A 16,516-nucleotide genomic window follows, 5' to 3' on the forward strand; every position below is an offset into this window, starting at 1 on the left:
GAGTATAAGATCATAAATCGATCTGCCGGTCAAACTTACAGAATTTGGTCAGAAAACGTTCGTGATCTCACCCTGGGTTTTTCCCCAAATGAGTTTTGGGGCATTGACGAATTGAGCTTGTTACCACCCTTGTTGAATTCGAGTCACAGACTGTCGTTCACTTGTGGTGCCGGGGTTGTCAATTGACCGAGCCATCAACATTGGATAGGTAGGCGGTCTTACTGTCGTCTCCAGTAACATACACTATGATCCCACCAGCAATAGGTTTAAGTAATGGTGTGTCAGAGCTACCGTTACATCCGAATAATAGTGATGATGTAGCAATTAGAGCTGATTTTTTCATGGTTTAAATATTTGTTTTTTATTGGTGTACTCGCTATTTCGTTTACTACCATTAATTTATCGGCTTTATGTAGTGACTGAATTAGAAAGCGGGGAGTAGGTCATCGCGTCTAGAGTTTCTGTTATACCTGAGGAGAAAATATGATTAAGAATACAGTTACAACTTATGGTAGCTTTGCCAAATGGTTTCATTGGTTGATAGCTCTATGTTTCCTTGCCGCGTATGTGATTGTGTATTACAAAATTTGGTTTTTGGATAAAGACGATGCATTGTTTCGTCCGAGCCTGAATATTCATGCTGCAGTAGGGTTTAGCGTACTTCTATGGGCCTGTTTGCGTGTGTGGTGGAGGTTTTTCAATGTTCAACCTCAGATGCCACCAATGCCAAAATGGCAACAAAAAAGTGCTCATTGGATGCATTGGCTACTGTACTTCTTTATGTTCGCAATGCCAATTTCAGGTTGGTTTGGGTTTGGCGGTTCAATTGACTACGGAATTTTCCAAATCCCCACATTTAATGAGACTTGGCTGGGTCAGTGGATTTTGGCATTGTTCAATACCGACTGGGATACCTGGGAAAAGAAATGGGACTTTTTCCACAAAGACATAAGTGGTGCTTGGGTGCTCTGGATCCTAATTGCGGTTCATGCTGGCGCGGCACTATACCATCACTTCGTGCAAAAAGATGATACTCTTACGCGCATGTTGCCGAAGAAAATAAATAAGGCTGAGTAAATTTCTAGAATATGCCCTTATGCTGCCTCTGAATATGACAGATAGTCGTCACATTAATGACAAATGTAATGATACAGAAGGGGGCACAGCTATAGGTATAAATAGGCTATGCAGCAGAAAAGTCATTCAGGCACTGCGTTCAGCTGTGCCTGATTGTGTTTTGGGGTACCAAAAGGTTTCCGAAGGATATAAATAAACCCTCGGCGTCACTTTTTCTGTCCAGAAATGAGTTTTGAGAGAAAAGTCATTTCTGGAATAAACTATTGCCTCTCATGATGATTGAAAGTAATTAATTGATATTAAAGGTGTTTTAAAATTGTGCAAGTGCACTACCTCAGTGCTCTATCATACAAGGAAAGTGTCTCATAATTGATATATCTTTCTTTAATTTATTTAATTTATTGTATTTTATATGATATTTTCTGGTTTTTGTGAGTGATTACATTGTTCTCTATTCTTGCTCTTAAAATATCTACAGTTGGTATATGGTTTGCAATTTACTTATTATTGTATAAGTAATAGGGAAAACTTATGAAACTGAAAGCCTCTTCTCTTTTTGTAATATTAGCACTAACAGGTTGTAACGGATCATCAAGCAATAATAATAGCGATGAAAAAAACTTAATTGACTTTTCTCCAGAAGAAGCTTCGATTTCATATATTCATTCTGCTTTAAAAGCAGGTAATCATACCTGTGAGCAAATTATTAATACCTATGTTGAACGGATTAACGCAATGGATCGCAAAGGCCCTGAACTCAATGCGATTATTAGCGTCAACGAGGCTGCAGTGGAACGTGCCAAAACGCTTGATGAGAACTTTAGTGAAACTGGAATTACTGGCTCTTTGCATTGTATTCCAGTGACAGTCAAAGACAACATCAATACATCGGATATGCTAACAACGGGTGGTGCATTAGCTAATAACCAACCAGAGACGGATGCCTTTATTGTCGAACAAATTCGCCAAGCTGGCGGCATTATTCTAAGTAAAGCTAATCTCCATGAATATGCTTTTGGATATAGAGGTGGAAGCTTGCTAGGAGGAGTGCCTCGTAATGTGTACGATCTTGGTAAGGGGCCGGGTGGTTCTTCTTCGGGCACAGGTACTGCTGTGTCAGGAAGTTTGGCATTGGTTGGTATAGGTACTGATACTGGAGGATCCATTCGCGTTCCTTCTAGTGTCCAAGGTCTGATTGGTTTACGCCCATCAATGCGTTTATTGTCACAAGATGGCATTATGCCGTTGGCCCCGTTTCAAGATACAGCAGGCCCAATGTGTCGTTCCGTCTCTGACTGTGCAACATTTCTTGAAGCTATGACTGGCTACGATACAAGCCAATACAGTGGTCAACGAAAAGAGTTTGCGGTTGACTCTGAGCTGATGGGCAACCCATTCGAATATATGGTGGTGACGGGGGCGGTTGACTATGAATCTTACCTCGATAGTCAGGCATTATCTGGTGCTCGAATTGGAGTGGTCAGAGATCTATTTGGTAGCGGAGAGTCAACCGACAACCAAAACGTTCAAAGTGCGATGGATGCGGCTTTGGATAATATGGAAAAGCTGGGGGCAATAATTGAAGATGTGGCGATCCCAGATCTGAATATCATACTTACAGATTACGTAAGTTTGTCTCGTTATGAATTTTCATACAGCTTAACTGAGTACTTAAAAAGTTGGTCTTCAGCAATAGATAACCATTACCGCTCTTTCGAAGAAGTATATAGCAGTGGTGAATACCTTCCATCAAGTGCAGGTAGTTTCGACTTCTATTCTCAAATGGGTCAAGATCGTTGGAACAACGATGTTTATTTGAAAAACGTACATGAAAGGCCTGATTTCGTGCGTTATAGAGTTTTGAGAGCGCTGGATAATAAGGATGAAAATGGCGATTACCTAGGGCAGAGATATGATGTGCTTATCTACCCGACTATTAGCGGAATTGCGGGAGACTGGGGGGGAAACCCTACCGAATCGGGATCTGCTAACCGTTTGAGCCCATTTACTGGCTTCCCTGCTTTAACGATGCCAGTTGGCTATGTTGATTCAGGCTCTGGTTCATCCCTGCCTGTTGGGTTAGAGATGTTGGGGCGAGAGTTTGATGAAGGTACCTTGCTTGCTTTAGCATACTCTTATGAGCAGGCTTATTCACCTCGTGTGGAACCACAACTTGATGCATCGATGACACCGCCACCAGTGCAACAGCAAGGTATACTACGCACTCCGGCCTACAATGAAAAAATGATGAACTAAATTTATTTTTATAGGTTTAAGCATAAAGTCGTCAAGGCGACTTTATGCTTGACAGGTAAATATTGAAATTTATATGTCATATTCTAATGTCATGATATTAAACGGTTAAGATCCTGATATATTTACACTTTTATCTTATCTCTGTTTCCTTGCAATATTTGAAAGTGATCTTGCTATAGAGAACCTCAAAAATTGAATAACCATTTATCAATGAATGGACACGGTATGCTTACTCTTTTTATGGGATAACGGAGTTACAAAATGATGAAGGAGGCAGCATTAACGCCAATACAGGATGAATTGGCGCTATAACATCGAGTTATTTATTTAAATCTGTCACCTGACTCATATAGACAGATCAGGAACTAGCACCGGTAATATGGTGTTGAAAGGATTATTAACTCTAGATATAAATAAGGACGTTTATGTTGATTCAAGAAATAATTGGCCTGCTTGTCATCGCAGTAACAGTATATGCCCTGATCAAACAGTATGAACCACGCACGGTTTTACTCATCGGCGGTCTCGTATTGGCGTGTGTATCGTTAGATCCAATGTCGGCATTCGATAGCTTTGCCAGCCGAATGACAACGGGATCGCTGATAATGGCGATTTGTTCGGGGATTGGGTTTGCCGGGGTTGTCAGTGCCACTCGGTGTGATGAGCACCTTGTCGGTTTACTCTCTAAGCCTTTATCCAAGATGGGGGTTTTTCTTGTTCCAGCGGTAACGGTTGTCACCATGGCCGTCAACGTTGCGATCCCCAGTGCGGCAGGTTGTACAGCCAGTGTTGGTGCGGTACTTATCCCATTTGCTATTCGCGCAGGTGTTGCACCGGCAATGGCAGCGGCGTCTGTCGTCATAGGTACTTTTGCTTCGTTTGGTAACCCCGATCTCAGCCACAATGTTTTCATCAGTGAGCTAGCAGGTCTAGATAACCCTGTTGATGTCGTTTTACAAAACGCAAATAGACTTTTTATGTTGTGCGGGCTGACTGTTGTGGGAATTACCCTAACGGCATTTTGGCGTAAAGATATCAGCAAAGTGGTGGATAACCGTGCCTTGCAGTTTGAAGAAGGATTTCGCCCAAGAGTGCTACCTGCTATGGCACCGTTTTTGCCTTTAGTGATCCTTTTTGGTGGACGTACCGTGTGGCCGGCAATAGAAACACAGGTACCGCAGGCTATGTTGATCGGGACTGTCGTTTGTATCCTAGTGACTGGCAATCTACGAAAAACGGAAAAGGTGGTCACTTCCTTTTTTGATGGTGCGGGACAAAGCTACGGTACTGTGATGGGGTTGATAATATCGGCAACCGTGTTCAGTACGGGTTTGCGCAGTGTCGGTTTGGTGGACAGCCTGATTGATATTTTGACGCAGTATACGGAGCTGGCTCGGTGGGGCGGCTCGTTGGGACCGTTTCTATTGGGTGTGATCTCGGGCTCTGGTGATGCAGCGGCATTCGCGTTCAACGAGGCCGTCACGCCTTCATCCGAGCAGTTCGGTATGACTATTATCGATCTTGGGACGTTATCTAGTTTATCTGGTGCGCTTGGAAGGACAATGTCCCCAATAGCAGGTGCAGTGATTTTAGCGGCAGGGTTAGCGAAATGTTCTCCGATTGAAATAGTTAGGCGAACCGCTCCAATTATGGTCGTATCGGTAATGGTTACCGCCGTCGTGTTTGTATAAGTAAGGAGGCAGATGTGTTTATCGATAAATCATTAAAGGGAGAGAAGTGGTTTTTAGACGCATTTTCTCAGATTAATCACTATGGTTTGACAGATGAAGGGATGAATCGACTTGCTTACTCAGACGTTGATGAACACGCTCATCATGCCTTGGCTGAATTTGCTCAGTCACAAGGTCTCAGTGTTCGCTGGGACCTCATGGGTAACCTGTACTGTAAACGGCGTGGTCGTAACTGGACTGCACCGCGTATTGCTACTGGCTCACACTTGGATACGGTGCCCAATGGCGGTCAGTACGATGGTGTTGCTGGTGTTCTTGCAAGCCTCTATGCCTTACTTCAATTTAAAGATTTTGAATTAGAGCATGATCTGGAACTGATCGTCTTCAGGGCAGAAGAGTCGAGCAGATTTGGGTTTGCCTGTATGGGCTCAAAAAACATGACGGGTCAAGCCGATTATTTAAAATGGAAATCGAACTCTGATAATAAAGGCATGAACGTGTTTGATGCGATGAGAGCGCTTCAGTATCCAGCCAAACGAATTTCGGATAGCGCGCTTAACCCATCTAAATATCACGCCTTTATTGAATTACATATTGAGCAGGGCCGCGTTTTAGAAACGTTAGGTGCACAGATAGGCATTGTTGAGGGTATCGCTGCGCCTAGTCGTTACCGTGTTGATGTGACAGGCCACAGCGATCATTCTGGTGCAACACCAATGGGCATGCGGCAGGATGCTGTTGTCGCGAGTGCCAAAATTATCGCGAAGATATCAGAGTTAGCTTGTGCTGAAGCTAGTTATGGGTCAGTCGGGACAGTCGGCAGGATGCAGATTGCCCCGAATGCTATCAATGTGATAGCGGGTGATGTTGAGTTTTATGTAGACATCCGGGGTGTAGATGTCGCCTCAATTGAACGCATTATTAACGGATTTAAAGATTACGCCCTTACCGTTTCTGAAACCGAGAAAGTGCGAATTGAGATCAGTGAGTTGTCACATGATAGGCCTGTTGTACTGAGTACTGAGCTTGCCAGCATTACGGAGTTATGTGCCATTAATGCCGATCTCAATTTCATCAGGATGAACAGCGGAGCCGGCCACGACGCGATGTACATGTCTCAGGTTATGCCTGCTGCGATGATATTTGTGCCATCAAAAAACGGTATCAGTCATCACAAGGAAGAGCATACCGAGCTATCTGATATTGCGACTGCAGCAAATCTGCTTGTGGACATGATACGCATGATAGATGAGCGGGACCGTCGTTTTAAGTTTGAGCTATAGGTTGATAATTGAATCAAGCAAGGAAGTGAAATTGTGTCGAAATGCTGTTAATCCCAATTACGCACGGGGGCGCGCAGCCCCATGAGGGAAATAATGCGCAGCCGGTTAAGCCGCAGTTACTCGCTATCCCTCCAGTTATCTGTTCATAGAAAAAGCGCTTAACAGTGACACGTTTAATGGCGTTTTCTCGAAAGAGCTCAACGCTTCATTAATGGTTTTCTTTGATAATCATCAAAATAGATTTGGAACGTGTTTGGGGTATCATCACGATAAATCCCCATTTTAAAGTAAGGCCCCAAGCAATCGTGATAACTTGTCTCACCTTGATAATCGACAACTTTCTTTCCATTAATAGCAACCCTTAAAAATCCTGTATCCTGGTGAGTCCAGTTCACCTGTATCTCAAAGGTGTACCAATGATTTCTCTTAACTGTTTTACTCACAAAATGTTGGATACGAGTCATGCCCTCTTTGTTGTGTTCATTAATAGGTAACTTGCTCGTTTGACTGCGAATCAGAAAACGATCGTTACGCAGTTCTATGCCTAAATTAGGGCTTCGGCTTATTTCACCTAAATGGCGGTCCGGCGTGGCATGCCACTGCGCGATCAATGCCCGAACATCCGCAAACTCCCACTCATCTGGAATTAAAACTTTAAAACGATAGTACATGGGTTGTTCAAACTGAGCTCTATATCGCTCATAGACTTCAGCACGAAAATGTTCTCCTGAGCGTGTTGTATAAACGTCGCCTTGGTGCAGTGTCATTCTTAATGATGTATTGCTCGGGTTCACAGGGTCGCTGACTAACTGCGCTGAATGTGGGTAAGAGAAGTGTCTTCCCCAATCATCCAGGCTCGAAAAGTCACTGCTTCGTTGATGCAATAAGTCTTTAGAGTAATCAGGTTGAGGACATGTGAGTTCTGGGGAAGCATAAATAGTAAAAGACGCCACACTGAAGAGTAACAGGAGCGACTTTAGCAACAACGGTATGGTTTGTTCTGGCATTGAGCGTCTTTACCTCTAAAATTTTGTCCTAAGTGATAAATAATCTTTTCATGGGGCGCCCTTGTTTGCACCTAGATCATGAGCGACATCAAATTTGGATTCAAAGGCGTCAATTATATCCACCCAAGTACCAATCAAGAAAGTATCAAATATACGATGCTGGTATTTACCGACACATTCCGAGTCGTGGGCTTTGAGTGTGAAGTGGGTTGTCGCATAGCCTGAATCCTAAAGATTACAGCGACCTACCTTGTTAACAAAGGGTTAGCCTGCATCTTCTTCCCCATCACTTTTTGGCTAACCCGTCGCTAAATGCTATCCTTCGTGCCAGTTATAGAGTGATATCCGGAAGTAAGATGAATTTTAACCGTATTGTGTGTTTTGACCTCGAAATGTGCTGTTGGAATGATGGCCGCGAGTCCAGAACAGGTGAGATCATTGAGATTGGCGTTGCAGAGCTTGATCTGAATAACGGTGAGATTGTGCGCCGAGCTCAGTATTTTGTAAAACCGGATAATGATGAAGTTTCCCCCTTCTGTACCGAGCTGACAGGCATTAAGCCTGAGGTGGTTGATAAAAATGGCAAGCCACTTGGACATATTTTGAAATCAGTTGAGCAGAAGTTCGGTGGCCGACATAAAATCTATGCCGCATGGGGGCGTGATGACATCATTCTTCGCAAAGAGTGTGAAGAAAAAGGTCTGAAAGTGCCATTTGATGAATACTTAAACTTGGCGACTTTGTTTAGACTGCAGCGACACGTCACAAAAAAGCGCTGCGGACAGCGAGCAGCGATGGATATGGTGGGTATCGAATGGGAAGGGCGTCAGCATTCTGGTTATGATGATGCCTATAATTTAGCTCGATTAGCCAAAACACTTTTTCTTAACGATTAAAGAAAAGGTGGCATTGGTCGCTTTGGTTATCTAGTGGTGGGAATGTTCCTTAAAGGACATTTTTGACGTGAAAAATAGAATATATTTTCGATAAGATTATAATTTTTCAATGTTTTATCCAAAAAGTTAATTGACAAATAAATCAATATAGCTAACATTATGCAAAAATATAAATATGCAAGTTGTTGGTTATGGATTTTACAACGTGTCAGATTCCGGTTCGGAATAGACTCAATATGGATGAGTTTCCCTCCTCAGATAAACTCAATGAGCAACGTTCATGTGAAGAACTCATTCGTTGGTGGAATGTCCCTTATGTGGATGAGCTAACCTACGAGGAGTCAGGGGAAATAGGTGTGTGTGTACTCGATGGTGCAACTTGGGATGGGCCAAGGTTGATATCTGAGCACGCTACATTTGAGGAAGCAGTTGCGGCTGCCAATTTTTATGTCAATCATTCTGACCTATGGCGCCGGTTTAAAGAGCCCTATCAGCCAGTGGCAAAAGTAGATCACTTAATTGATATGAGTTCTTTCATACATGGCAAATTAGCAAAGATGGATGAAAAGCAGCTATTTAACTATATGTTCCATTGGCTTCCTGATTCTAATCAAGTCAATGTTGAGCTTTCCTTGACCGATTAATCATATTAGAACATGGCGCAATAATGATTTTGCGCCATGCTACTTATCAAGGTTACATATATTAAGTCGTGGATATCTAGGTAGTAGTTATTAAGGTGGTCGCTATTAAGGTTGTAACTATCAAGTAAATCTTATATTCATTGTTATTTCAGCCCGAAAGACCAAGTTCCCTTTAGTATCTTTGATCTCTACGGGAACAAGTTTGTCTCCTTCCGTCTTCCAATCGATATTATCCCCTTGTGCATGTGCAGTTAGATCCGTTTTGGCTTTCTTTAAATACTCAACGGTCATTCCTACAGGGATCCAGCGACTTTTTACTGGTACTGAAACATCTGTCATCATTCCACCTGCCAGTTCAGCCATGTTGCACATTGCTATGGCATGTACAGTATTTAAATGATTTGTCACCCGGCGGCGCTTTTTAATGGTGACCTCTGCATAACCGGGTTGCAATACTGTCACCTTGGGTTTGATTGAACCGAAATAAGGGGCAAGACGGCAGACAACAAAGCTGAACAGCTTGTCACCAAAGGGCAGGCGGTTCATTTGGTTATAGATCTTGAGGTTTTTACGCATTGAAATGTCCTTTTTCAAAGTGGCTGAAGGGCATACTGTAGTTATAGTCTGGTCGGACCAGAATGCAAGCATAAGCTGAATCCGGCAATTTATAGAGGGGAATTCAATTCTGTTAATACTAGCCATTAATTTCCTGTGAGATAGATCACTCTTTCTTTTGGGGAATTAATTGGATAGTAAATAATGTACCCTGCTTTTTTTGTTTATTTTTCAAATTATTAAATGGTTTTCTGTGTCTTTCAAAGCAGAGGGAGTTGCGTGGATTTTTAGCGTAACGATACAAATGTCTGACAATAGACTCACTATGTCTGTTTAGAGATATTTATTTGTAAGGTGACGTGACACAATCCCCACGTAATCAATTTAAAAGGCAAACCATGTTCTACTTATTTCCTCTATTGACTGTCATTATTTGGGCAGGGAATGCCATCGTTAACAAATTGTCGTATAGCGTGATTGATCCTGGAGCAATCTCTTTTTATCGCTGGTGTTTTGCCATGATGGTATTAACCCCCTTTGTCATGCCTTCTGTATGGCGCAAGCGTAATCAAATTAAACCGCACTTATCTAAGCTGGCATTCTTAGCTTTGCTGGGCATGGTGCTCAACCAGTCGCTGGGTTATTTTGCTGCTGCGACGACGACAGCGACCAATATGGCACTTATTATTTCACTTGTGCCCTTGATCAGTATGTTCCTGAGCGTACCGATACTAGGTCAACGTTTGTTACCTATTGCTATGGTTGGCGCAGTACTATCGCTGGCTGGTTTGGTGTTTATGCTAGGTCAAGGTGATGTCAGTACGCTGACGTCTCAAGGTATTAAACAAGGTGATGCTCTGTTGATGATCGCAGCCTTTGTTTATGCACTTTACTGCGTTTTATTGAAGCGTTGGAAAATGCCATTGAATAATTGGCAGTCTGTTTATGTACAAGGACTATTTGCTGTTATTTTGTTAACGCCAATGCTGATTAGTAGTGAGCGAATGGCGATCACCGGTGAATCATTGCCCTTGATCATGTATGCCGCGCTGCCTGCTTCGGTATTGGCACCATGGTGCTGGTTGAAAGGTATCGAAATATTAGGTGCTGATCGGACAGCCATGTTCATGAACCTGATGCCAGTCCTTACAGCTATTATTGCCAGTGTCACATTGGGCGAGCAGCTAGCGGTTTACCACTATATTGGTGGAGGTATGGTGCTTTCAGGGGTCATTCTGGCCCAGCGTAAACCAAAGCCGGTATCAACCGACAATATGGCCACCGCCTAGTCTCACAATGAGAAAACAAGAAACAGGGTTGCAGCAGGCAACTCTGTTTTACATTCTACCCATCGCCCATCGCCCATCGCCCATCGCCCATCGCCCATCGCCCATCGCCCATCGTCTTTTTTCCTAGATTGTCGACAATCCATACTAAGGTCTAATACATTTTGTTAACAATTAACTTGTAAGTGCGGATTTTTAGCGCTAAATTTGTTCAAAAGTTAATAAGTTGTTGACAATCAAGATGAGTAAACAAGATTTGAAATTGAAAAGTGTCGACAGTCACAGTGAAAAAGAAGGCACTAAGTCAGAAAACCTGACTGAGCAGTTGATTGATCAGATTGTGAGCGGTAGTTATCCGGCAGGCAGCAAGATTTCAGAGCCAGAGTTGGCTAAGCATTATGGCGTAAGCCGAGGGCCGCTTCGTGAAGCAATGATGCGCTTAGAGTCAATGGGATTGGTTGAACGTATTCCACATGTCGGTGCACGGGTAGTTGCCTTAAGCCAAGAAAAGCTCATTGAGATCTATTCGGTGCGCGAAGCTCTTGAAGGTATGGCAGCAAGGCTTGCCTGCGAATACATTACAGACGAAGAACTTATCGGATTAGAAGAGTTGCTCGATGCCCATCATCAACATATAGAGCAAGTTGAAGGTGCATCGTATTTTCATCAGCAGGGGGATTTTGATTTTCACTATAGGGTCATCAAAGCCAGTCGAAACACCAAGCTGATCAGTTTGCTTTGTGATGAGCTTTATCACTTGTTGCGAATGTACCGATACCAGTCGCAGCGTTCTCATTCTCGTCCAGAGCAAGCCCTAAAAGAACACTTCCATCTTCTTGGCGCGTTGAAAGAGCGTGATGCGGAGTTGGCAGAAATGTTGATGCGGCGCCACATTATGCGAAGCCGTCTATTAATTGAACAGAAATTGAAGCAGGATAAGGAGAAAGTCTCATGAGTCCAGGGAAACGCTTCCGCCAAGCGGTTGCCAACAATAATCCGTTACAGATTGTCGGTACGGTCAATCCGTATTGCGCGATGATGGCAGAGCAAGTGGGTCACCAGGCGATATATCTTTCTGGCGGCGGGATAGCTAATGCGTCATACGGCTTGCCAGATTTAGGTATCACTACCTTGAACGATGTGGTGGAAGATGTCCGTCGTATCACCGCTTGTACGAATCTACCTTTAATGGTTGATATTGATACTGGATTTGGCGGTGCATTTAATATTGCGAGAACCATTAAAGAAATGGAGCGTAGTGGGGCCGCTGCTGTCCATATGGAAGATCAGGTTGCACAGAAGCGCTGCGGACATCGCCCTAACAAAGCCATTGTTAGCCAGCAGGAAATGGTTGATAGGATTAAGGCGGCCGTCGATGCCAGGGTTGATAATGATTTTGTGATTATGGCGCGAACCGATGCACTGGCTGTCGAGGGGATGGAATCAGCGATAGAGCGAGCTCAAGCCTGTGTTGAAGCTGGGGCAGATATGATTTTCCCGGAAGCAATAAACACACTAGAGCAATACCAACAGTTTTCAGACGCAGTAGACGTCCCCATCTTGGCTAACATAACCGAGTTCGGTCAAACGCCTTTGTTTAGCGCCGATGAACTTGCCGAGTGCGGTGTTGATATGGTGCTCTATCCACTGTCTGCATTTCGGGCGATGAACCTAGCAGCGCTGAATGTTTACCAACATTTATTAAAAGATGGTCACCAGCGTAATGTCGTTGATCAAATGCAAACCCGTGAAGAGCTTTATCAATATTTGGGTTATCACGACTACGAACAAACCTTAGACAAATTATTCAAGCAGCCTTAATAACGAATTTAAGCTAAAACTAATAATAAATATAAAGACAGGGTGGAATATGCTCTGGGTGCCTCTTTATCTATAAAAAGAATGGAAATAAAGAATTACCTAAAAAGAGCACACTCAAATTATTCAATACGTGAACTTAACTAAAGAAGGAGTCTGCTATGACTGCTATAGCCGTAGCTGATGTAAAGAAGGACGGAAAAGAATCTAAAGATAGCGCCATTGGTGGAGCAGGGTTGCGAGGGCAAAGTGCGGGTGTCACGGCGCTATGCACGGTAGGTCAATCGGGGACGGGGCTTACTTATCGCGGCTATGACATTACCGATTTAGCCAATAATGCTGAGTTTGAAGAAGTTGCTTATTTATTATTAAAAGGCCAACTTCCGAATAAACAAGAATTACAACAATATAAACAAGCGTTAATGGATTTCAGAGGATTACCTGAAGCATTAAAATTGGTATTAGAAACAATCCCTGCCGATGCCCATCCTATGGATGTCATGCGCACCGGTTGCTCTATGCTCGGTAATATTGATCAGGAGCGAGATTTTTCTCAGCAGGATGAAAAAACAGACAAGCTGCTGGCGATACTTCCGGCAATTATCTGTTACTGGTATCGCTACAGCCATGACGGTGTACGTATTGATACCGCCAAGAGTAACGAAGATAGCATTGGGGGCTATTTCCTCGAAATGCTAACAGACAAGTCCCCGTCCGAGCTGCATAAGCAAGTTATGCATTGCTCGTTGGTGCTGTATGCCGAGCATGAATTCAATGCCTCTACATTTACCGCCCGAGTTTGTGCCTCAACATTATCTGATCTTCACTCCTGTATAACGGCTGCTATCGGTAGCTTGCGTGGCCCCCTACATGGTGGTGCCAACGAGGCGGCAATGGCAATGATTGAGAAATGGCAGACACCTGATGAAGCCGAAGCTGGAATCATGGAGATGCTAGCCAACAAAGACAAAATAATGGGCTTTGGCCACGCGATTTATCGTGAGTCTGATCCCCGCAATGCTTTAATTAAAGCATGGTCGGAAAAACTGTCTACTGATGTTGGTGACACCCATTTGTATGCGGTGTCTGAACGTGTTGAACAGGTGATGAAGCGGGAGAAAGGACTATTTTGTAATGCAGACTTTTTCCATGCCTCGGCTTATCACTTTATGGGGATACCGACCAAGCTGTTTACCCCTATTTTCGTTATGAGCCGAGTAACTGGCTGGGCGGCCCACGTATACGAGCAGCGCGCCAATAACCGAATTATACGACCGAGTGCGGATTACGAAGGACCGGAGCATCAGGATTGGCTGCCGATTGAAGCGCGCAGTTAACGCTTAATTCAGACCTTGGGATAAATTAATGTCTTCGACATCTCAAGGTCTGCGAGCAGAACATTCACGGATGTAGATTATGACTATGAATACCAAATACCGTAAGCCTCTTGTTGGCAGCGGGCTTGATTTCTTCGATACCCAAGAAGCCGTCAATGATATATCGCCCGGTGCTTATGAAACCCTCCCTTACACGTCACGCGTATTGGCTGAGCAATTGGTCAGACGTTGTGAGCCTGATTCGCTGACAGATTGCTTGAAACAAATCATCGAGCGTAAGCGCGATCTTGATTTCCCGTGGTATCCAGCACGAGTGGTTTGCCATGATATTTTAGGGCAAACAGCTTTAGTCGACTTGGCGGGGCTGCGGGATGCGATTGCGCTGCAAGGTGGCGACCCGGCAAAAGTGAACCCTGTGGTGGAAACGCAATTGATTGTCGACCATTCTCTGGCGGTTGAACATGCAGGCTTTGATCCTGAGGCATTTGATAAGAACCGTGCAATCGAAGAGCGCCGTAACGAAGATCGCTTCCATTTTATCGAGTGGTGTAAAACTGCCTTTGAGAACGTTAGCGTGATCCCCGCGGGTAACGGCATCATGCATCAGATCAACCTGGAGAAAATGTCGCCCGTGGTGCAGGCCAAGAATGGCATAGCTTACCCGGATACGTGTGTCGGCACCGACAGCCATACACCGCATGTCGATTCCTTGGGGGTAATTGCCATTGGTGTCGGCGGGCTTGAGGCAGAGACTGTCATGCTGGGGCGTCCTTCTATGATGCGCTTGCCGGATATTGTCGGTGTTAACCTGACCGGTAAACGCCAACCGGGTATTACCGCAACAGATATCGTGTTGGCGATTACCGAGTTCCTTCGCAATGAGCGTGTTGTTTCATGCTACTTAGAATTTTTTGGCGAAGGGGCACGTGATCTCACCATTGGCGATAGGGCAACTATCTCAAATATGACGCCAGAATATGGCGCAACGGCGGGGATGTTCTATATCGATGAGCAGACCATTAATTACCTCAAGCTCACCGGCCGTGACGAACAGCAAGTTGCACTGGTGGAGCAGTACGCCAAGCAAACCGGTTTATGGGCCGACTCGCTCGATAGCGCCGTCTACGAACGTGTACTTGAATTCGATTTATCCTCAGTGTCACGCAATATGGCTGGACCCTCTAACCCTCACCGTCGCTTACCAACATCCGAACTTGCCTCACGTGGGATATCTGGTCAGTGGGAAGAGAAGGCTGGCGAGCTGCCGGATGGCGCGGTTATTATCGCGGCTATTACATCTTGTACCAACACCAGTAACCCACGTAACGTTGTCGCAGCCGGACTGTTAGCCAAGAAAGCCAATGAGTTGGGTTTAGTTCGTAAACCCTGGGTGAAGTCTTCCTTTGCGCCGGGTTCTAAAGTGGCCAAGTTGTACTTGGAAGAAGCCGGCTTGCTGACTGAAATGGAAAAGCTGGGCTTTGGTATTGTCGGTTACGCCTGCACCACCTGTAACGGCATGAGTGGTGTGCTTGATCCTGATATCCAGCAGGAGATCATTGACCGTGATCTCTACTCAACGGCTGTTCTGTCGGGTAACAGAAACTTTGATGGTCGTATTCATCCATATGCCAAGCAAGCGTTTTTGGCATCACCGCCTCTAGTGGTTGCCTATGCGCTAGCGGGCACGATTCGATTTGATATCGAACGTGACACTCTAGGTATTGATAGTAAAGGCAATCCAATTTATCTCAATGACTTGTGGCCGAGTGATGAGGAGATCGATGCGGTTGTCGGCCAGCATGTTAAGCCAGAGCAGTTCAATCAAGTCTACATCCAGATGTTCAAACTGCATGATGAACAACGTAATAGCAACCCCCTGTATGACTGGCGTCCTATGAGTACCTACATTCGTCGACCGCCATACTGGGAAGGGGCGTTGGCCGGTGAGCGCACCTTGTCGGGTATGCGTCCGCTGGCGGTATTGGGCGATAATATTACCACCGACCACTTATCTCCATCTAATGCCATTCTGGCCTCAAGTGCCGCGGGTGAATACCTCGCCAAGATGGACGTGCCGGAAGAGGATTTTAACTCTTATGCGACACATCGTGGGGATCACTTAACCGCTCAGCGAGCGACGTTCGCCAACCCGAAATTGTTTAATGAAATGGTTAAAGAAAATGGCGAGGTGGTGCAGGGCTCTTTGGCTCGGATCGAGCCGGAAGGCAAGGTGACTCGCATGTGGGAAGCGATTGAAACCTATATGAACCGCAAGCAGCCTTTGATTGTGGTGGCCGGCGCAGACTATGGTCAGGGATCGTCTCGTGACTGGGCGGCAAAAGGGGTGCGTCTTGCTGGTGTCGAAGCCATTGTGGCCGAAGGGTTTGAGCGTATCCACCGCACAAACCTAGTGGGTATGGGGGTGTTGCCGTTGCAGTTTAAGCCAGGTGTTGACCGCAATACTTTAGAGCTTGATGGAACGGAGTTGTACGACGTTGTCGGAGAGATCCAGCCAGGTGCAGATTTAGCCTTGGTCGTGACTCGTGCTAACGGTGAAAAAGTTGATGTACCGGTAACCTGCCGTCTTGATACGGCTGACGAAGTGTCGGTTTATCAGGCTGGTGGTGTATTACAACGTTTTGCTCAAGACTTCTTGGCTCAATAGG

15 protein-coding genes are annotated in these 16,516 nt (G+C 44.8%); 11 read left to right on the forward strand and 4 right to left on the reverse strand.

Annotation, left to right across the window (positions count from 1 at the left end):
- Positions 1–178: 178 nt before the first annotated feature.
- Positions 179–343 carry a hypothetical protein gene (locus NHN17_RS16715; protein WP_255043772.1) on the reverse strand — a complete coding sequence of 55 codons (165 nt, stop codon included), beginning with the start codon at positions 341–343 and terminating at the stop codon, positions 179–181.
- A gap of 140 nt (positions 344–483) precedes the next feature.
- On the opposite strand from NHN17_RS16715, the gene NHN17_RS16720 reads away from it, so the two are divergent.
- From NHN17_RS16720 to NHN17_RS16735, 4 genes are all read left to right on the forward strand, one after another.
- Complete coding sequence (locus NHN17_RS16720) at positions 484–1,077, forward strand: cytochrome b (RefSeq protein WP_255043773.1); 594 nt, start codon at positions 484–486, stop codon at positions 1,075–1,077.
- Between the two features lie 531 nt (positions 1,078–1,608).
- Positions 1,609–3,333: an amidase family protein gene (locus NHN17_RS16725; protein WP_255043774.1), complete on the forward strand. Its 1,725-nt coding sequence runs from the start codon at positions 1,609–1,611 to the stop codon at positions 3,331–3,333.
- 425 nt (positions 3,334–3,758) lie between these two features.
- The gene (gene dcuC / locus NHN17_RS16730) at positions 3,759–5,024 is read left to right on the forward strand and encodes a C4-dicarboxylate transporter DcuC (protein ID WP_255043775.1); all 1,266 of its coding nucleotides are present in this window, start codon (positions 3,759–3,761) and stop codon (positions 5,022–5,024) included.
- Between the two features lie 14 nt (positions 5,025–5,038).
- A complete protein-coding gene (locus NHN17_RS16735) occupies positions 5,039–6,307 on the forward strand; it encodes a M20 family metallo-hydrolase (RefSeq protein WP_255043776.1) in 1,269 nt (422 codons plus the stop codon).
- 197 nt (positions 6,308–6,504) lie between these two features.
- Here the strand turns inward: NHN17_RS16735 and NHN17_RS16740 are convergent, their stop codons facing one another.
- Positions 6,505–7,314, reverse strand: coding sequence for a polysaccharide lyase family 20 protein (locus tag NHN17_RS16740; protein WP_255043777.1), 810 nt, complete (start codon positions 7,312–7,314; stop codon positions 6,505–6,507).
- 356 nt (positions 7,315–7,670) lie between these two features.
- On the opposite strand from NHN17_RS16740, the gene NHN17_RS16745 reads away from it, so the two are divergent.
- Both NHN17_RS16745 and NHN17_RS16750 read left to right on the forward strand, forming a co-directional pair.
- The gene (locus NHN17_RS16745) at positions 7,671–8,210 is read left to right on the forward strand and encodes a 3'-5' exonuclease (RefSeq protein WP_255043778.1); all 540 of its coding nucleotides are present in this window, start codon (positions 7,671–7,673) and stop codon (positions 8,208–8,210) included.
- Positions 8,211–8,446: 236 nt separating this feature from the next.
- Positions 8,447–8,854: a hypothetical protein gene (locus NHN17_RS16750; protein ID WP_255043779.1), complete on the forward strand. Its 408-nt coding sequence runs from the start codon at positions 8,447–8,449 to the stop codon at positions 8,852–8,854.
- Positions 8,855–8,974: 120 nt separating this feature from the next.
- Here NHN17_RS16750 and NHN17_RS16755 read toward each other — a convergent pair whose 3' ends face one another.
- Entirely contained in the window at positions 8,975–9,430 is a 456-nt protein-coding gene (locus NHN17_RS16755) for a hotdog fold domain-containing protein (protein ID WP_255043780.1), read from the reverse strand.
- A 377-nt stretch (positions 9,431–9,807) separates the two neighbouring features.
- On the opposite strand from NHN17_RS16755, the gene NHN17_RS16760 reads away from it, so the two are divergent.
- Positions 9,808–10,698 (forward strand): DMT family transporter, encoded by an 891-nt coding sequence (locus NHN17_RS16760; RefSeq protein ID WP_255043781.1) that lies wholly within the window; start codon positions 9,808–9,810, stop codon positions 10,696–10,698.
- Positions 10,699–10,700: 2 nt separating this feature from the next.
- Here NHN17_RS16760 and NHN17_RS16765 read toward each other — a convergent pair whose 3' ends face one another.
- Positions 10,701–10,841 carry a hypothetical protein gene (locus tag NHN17_RS16765; protein WP_255043782.1) on the reverse strand — a complete coding sequence of 47 codons (141 nt, stop codon included), beginning with the start codon at positions 10,839–10,841 and terminating at the stop codon, positions 10,701–10,703.
- A 95-nt stretch (positions 10,842–10,936) separates the two neighbouring features.
- Here NHN17_RS16765 and NHN17_RS16770 point away from each other — a divergent pair, with 95 nt between their 5' ends.
- From NHN17_RS16770 to acnD, 4 genes are all read left to right on the forward strand, one after another.
- Entirely contained in the window at positions 10,937–11,650 is a 714-nt protein-coding gene (locus NHN17_RS16770; protein WP_255043783.1) for a GntR family transcriptional regulator, read from the forward strand.
- Complete coding sequence (gene prpB / locus NHN17_RS16775; RefSeq protein WP_255043784.1) at positions 11,647–12,516, forward strand: methylisocitrate lyase; 870 nt, start codon at positions 11,647–11,649, stop codon at positions 12,514–12,516. Before NHN17_RS16770 ends, prpB begins: the two co-directional genes overlap by 4 nt.
- A gap of 158 nt (positions 12,517–12,674) precedes the next feature.
- Positions 12,675–13,850, forward strand: a complete 1,176-nt coding sequence (gene prpC, locus NHN17_RS16780; protein ID WP_255043785.1) for a bifunctional 2-methylcitrate synthase/citrate synthase — start codon at positions 12,675–12,677, stop codon at positions 13,848–13,850.
- A gap of 79 nt (positions 13,851–13,929) precedes the next feature.
- Positions 13,930–16,515, forward strand: a complete 2,586-nt coding sequence (gene acnD, locus NHN17_RS16785; protein WP_255043786.1) for a Fe/S-dependent 2-methylisocitrate dehydratase AcnD — start codon at positions 13,930–13,932, stop codon at positions 16,513–16,515.
- Position 16,516: the final 1 nt, after the last annotated feature.

The organism is Photobacterium pectinilyticum (assembly GCF_024357955.1).
Taxonomy (GTDB): domain Bacteria; phylum Pseudomonadota; class Gammaproteobacteria; order Enterobacterales; family Vibrionaceae; genus Photobacterium; species Photobacterium pectinilyticum.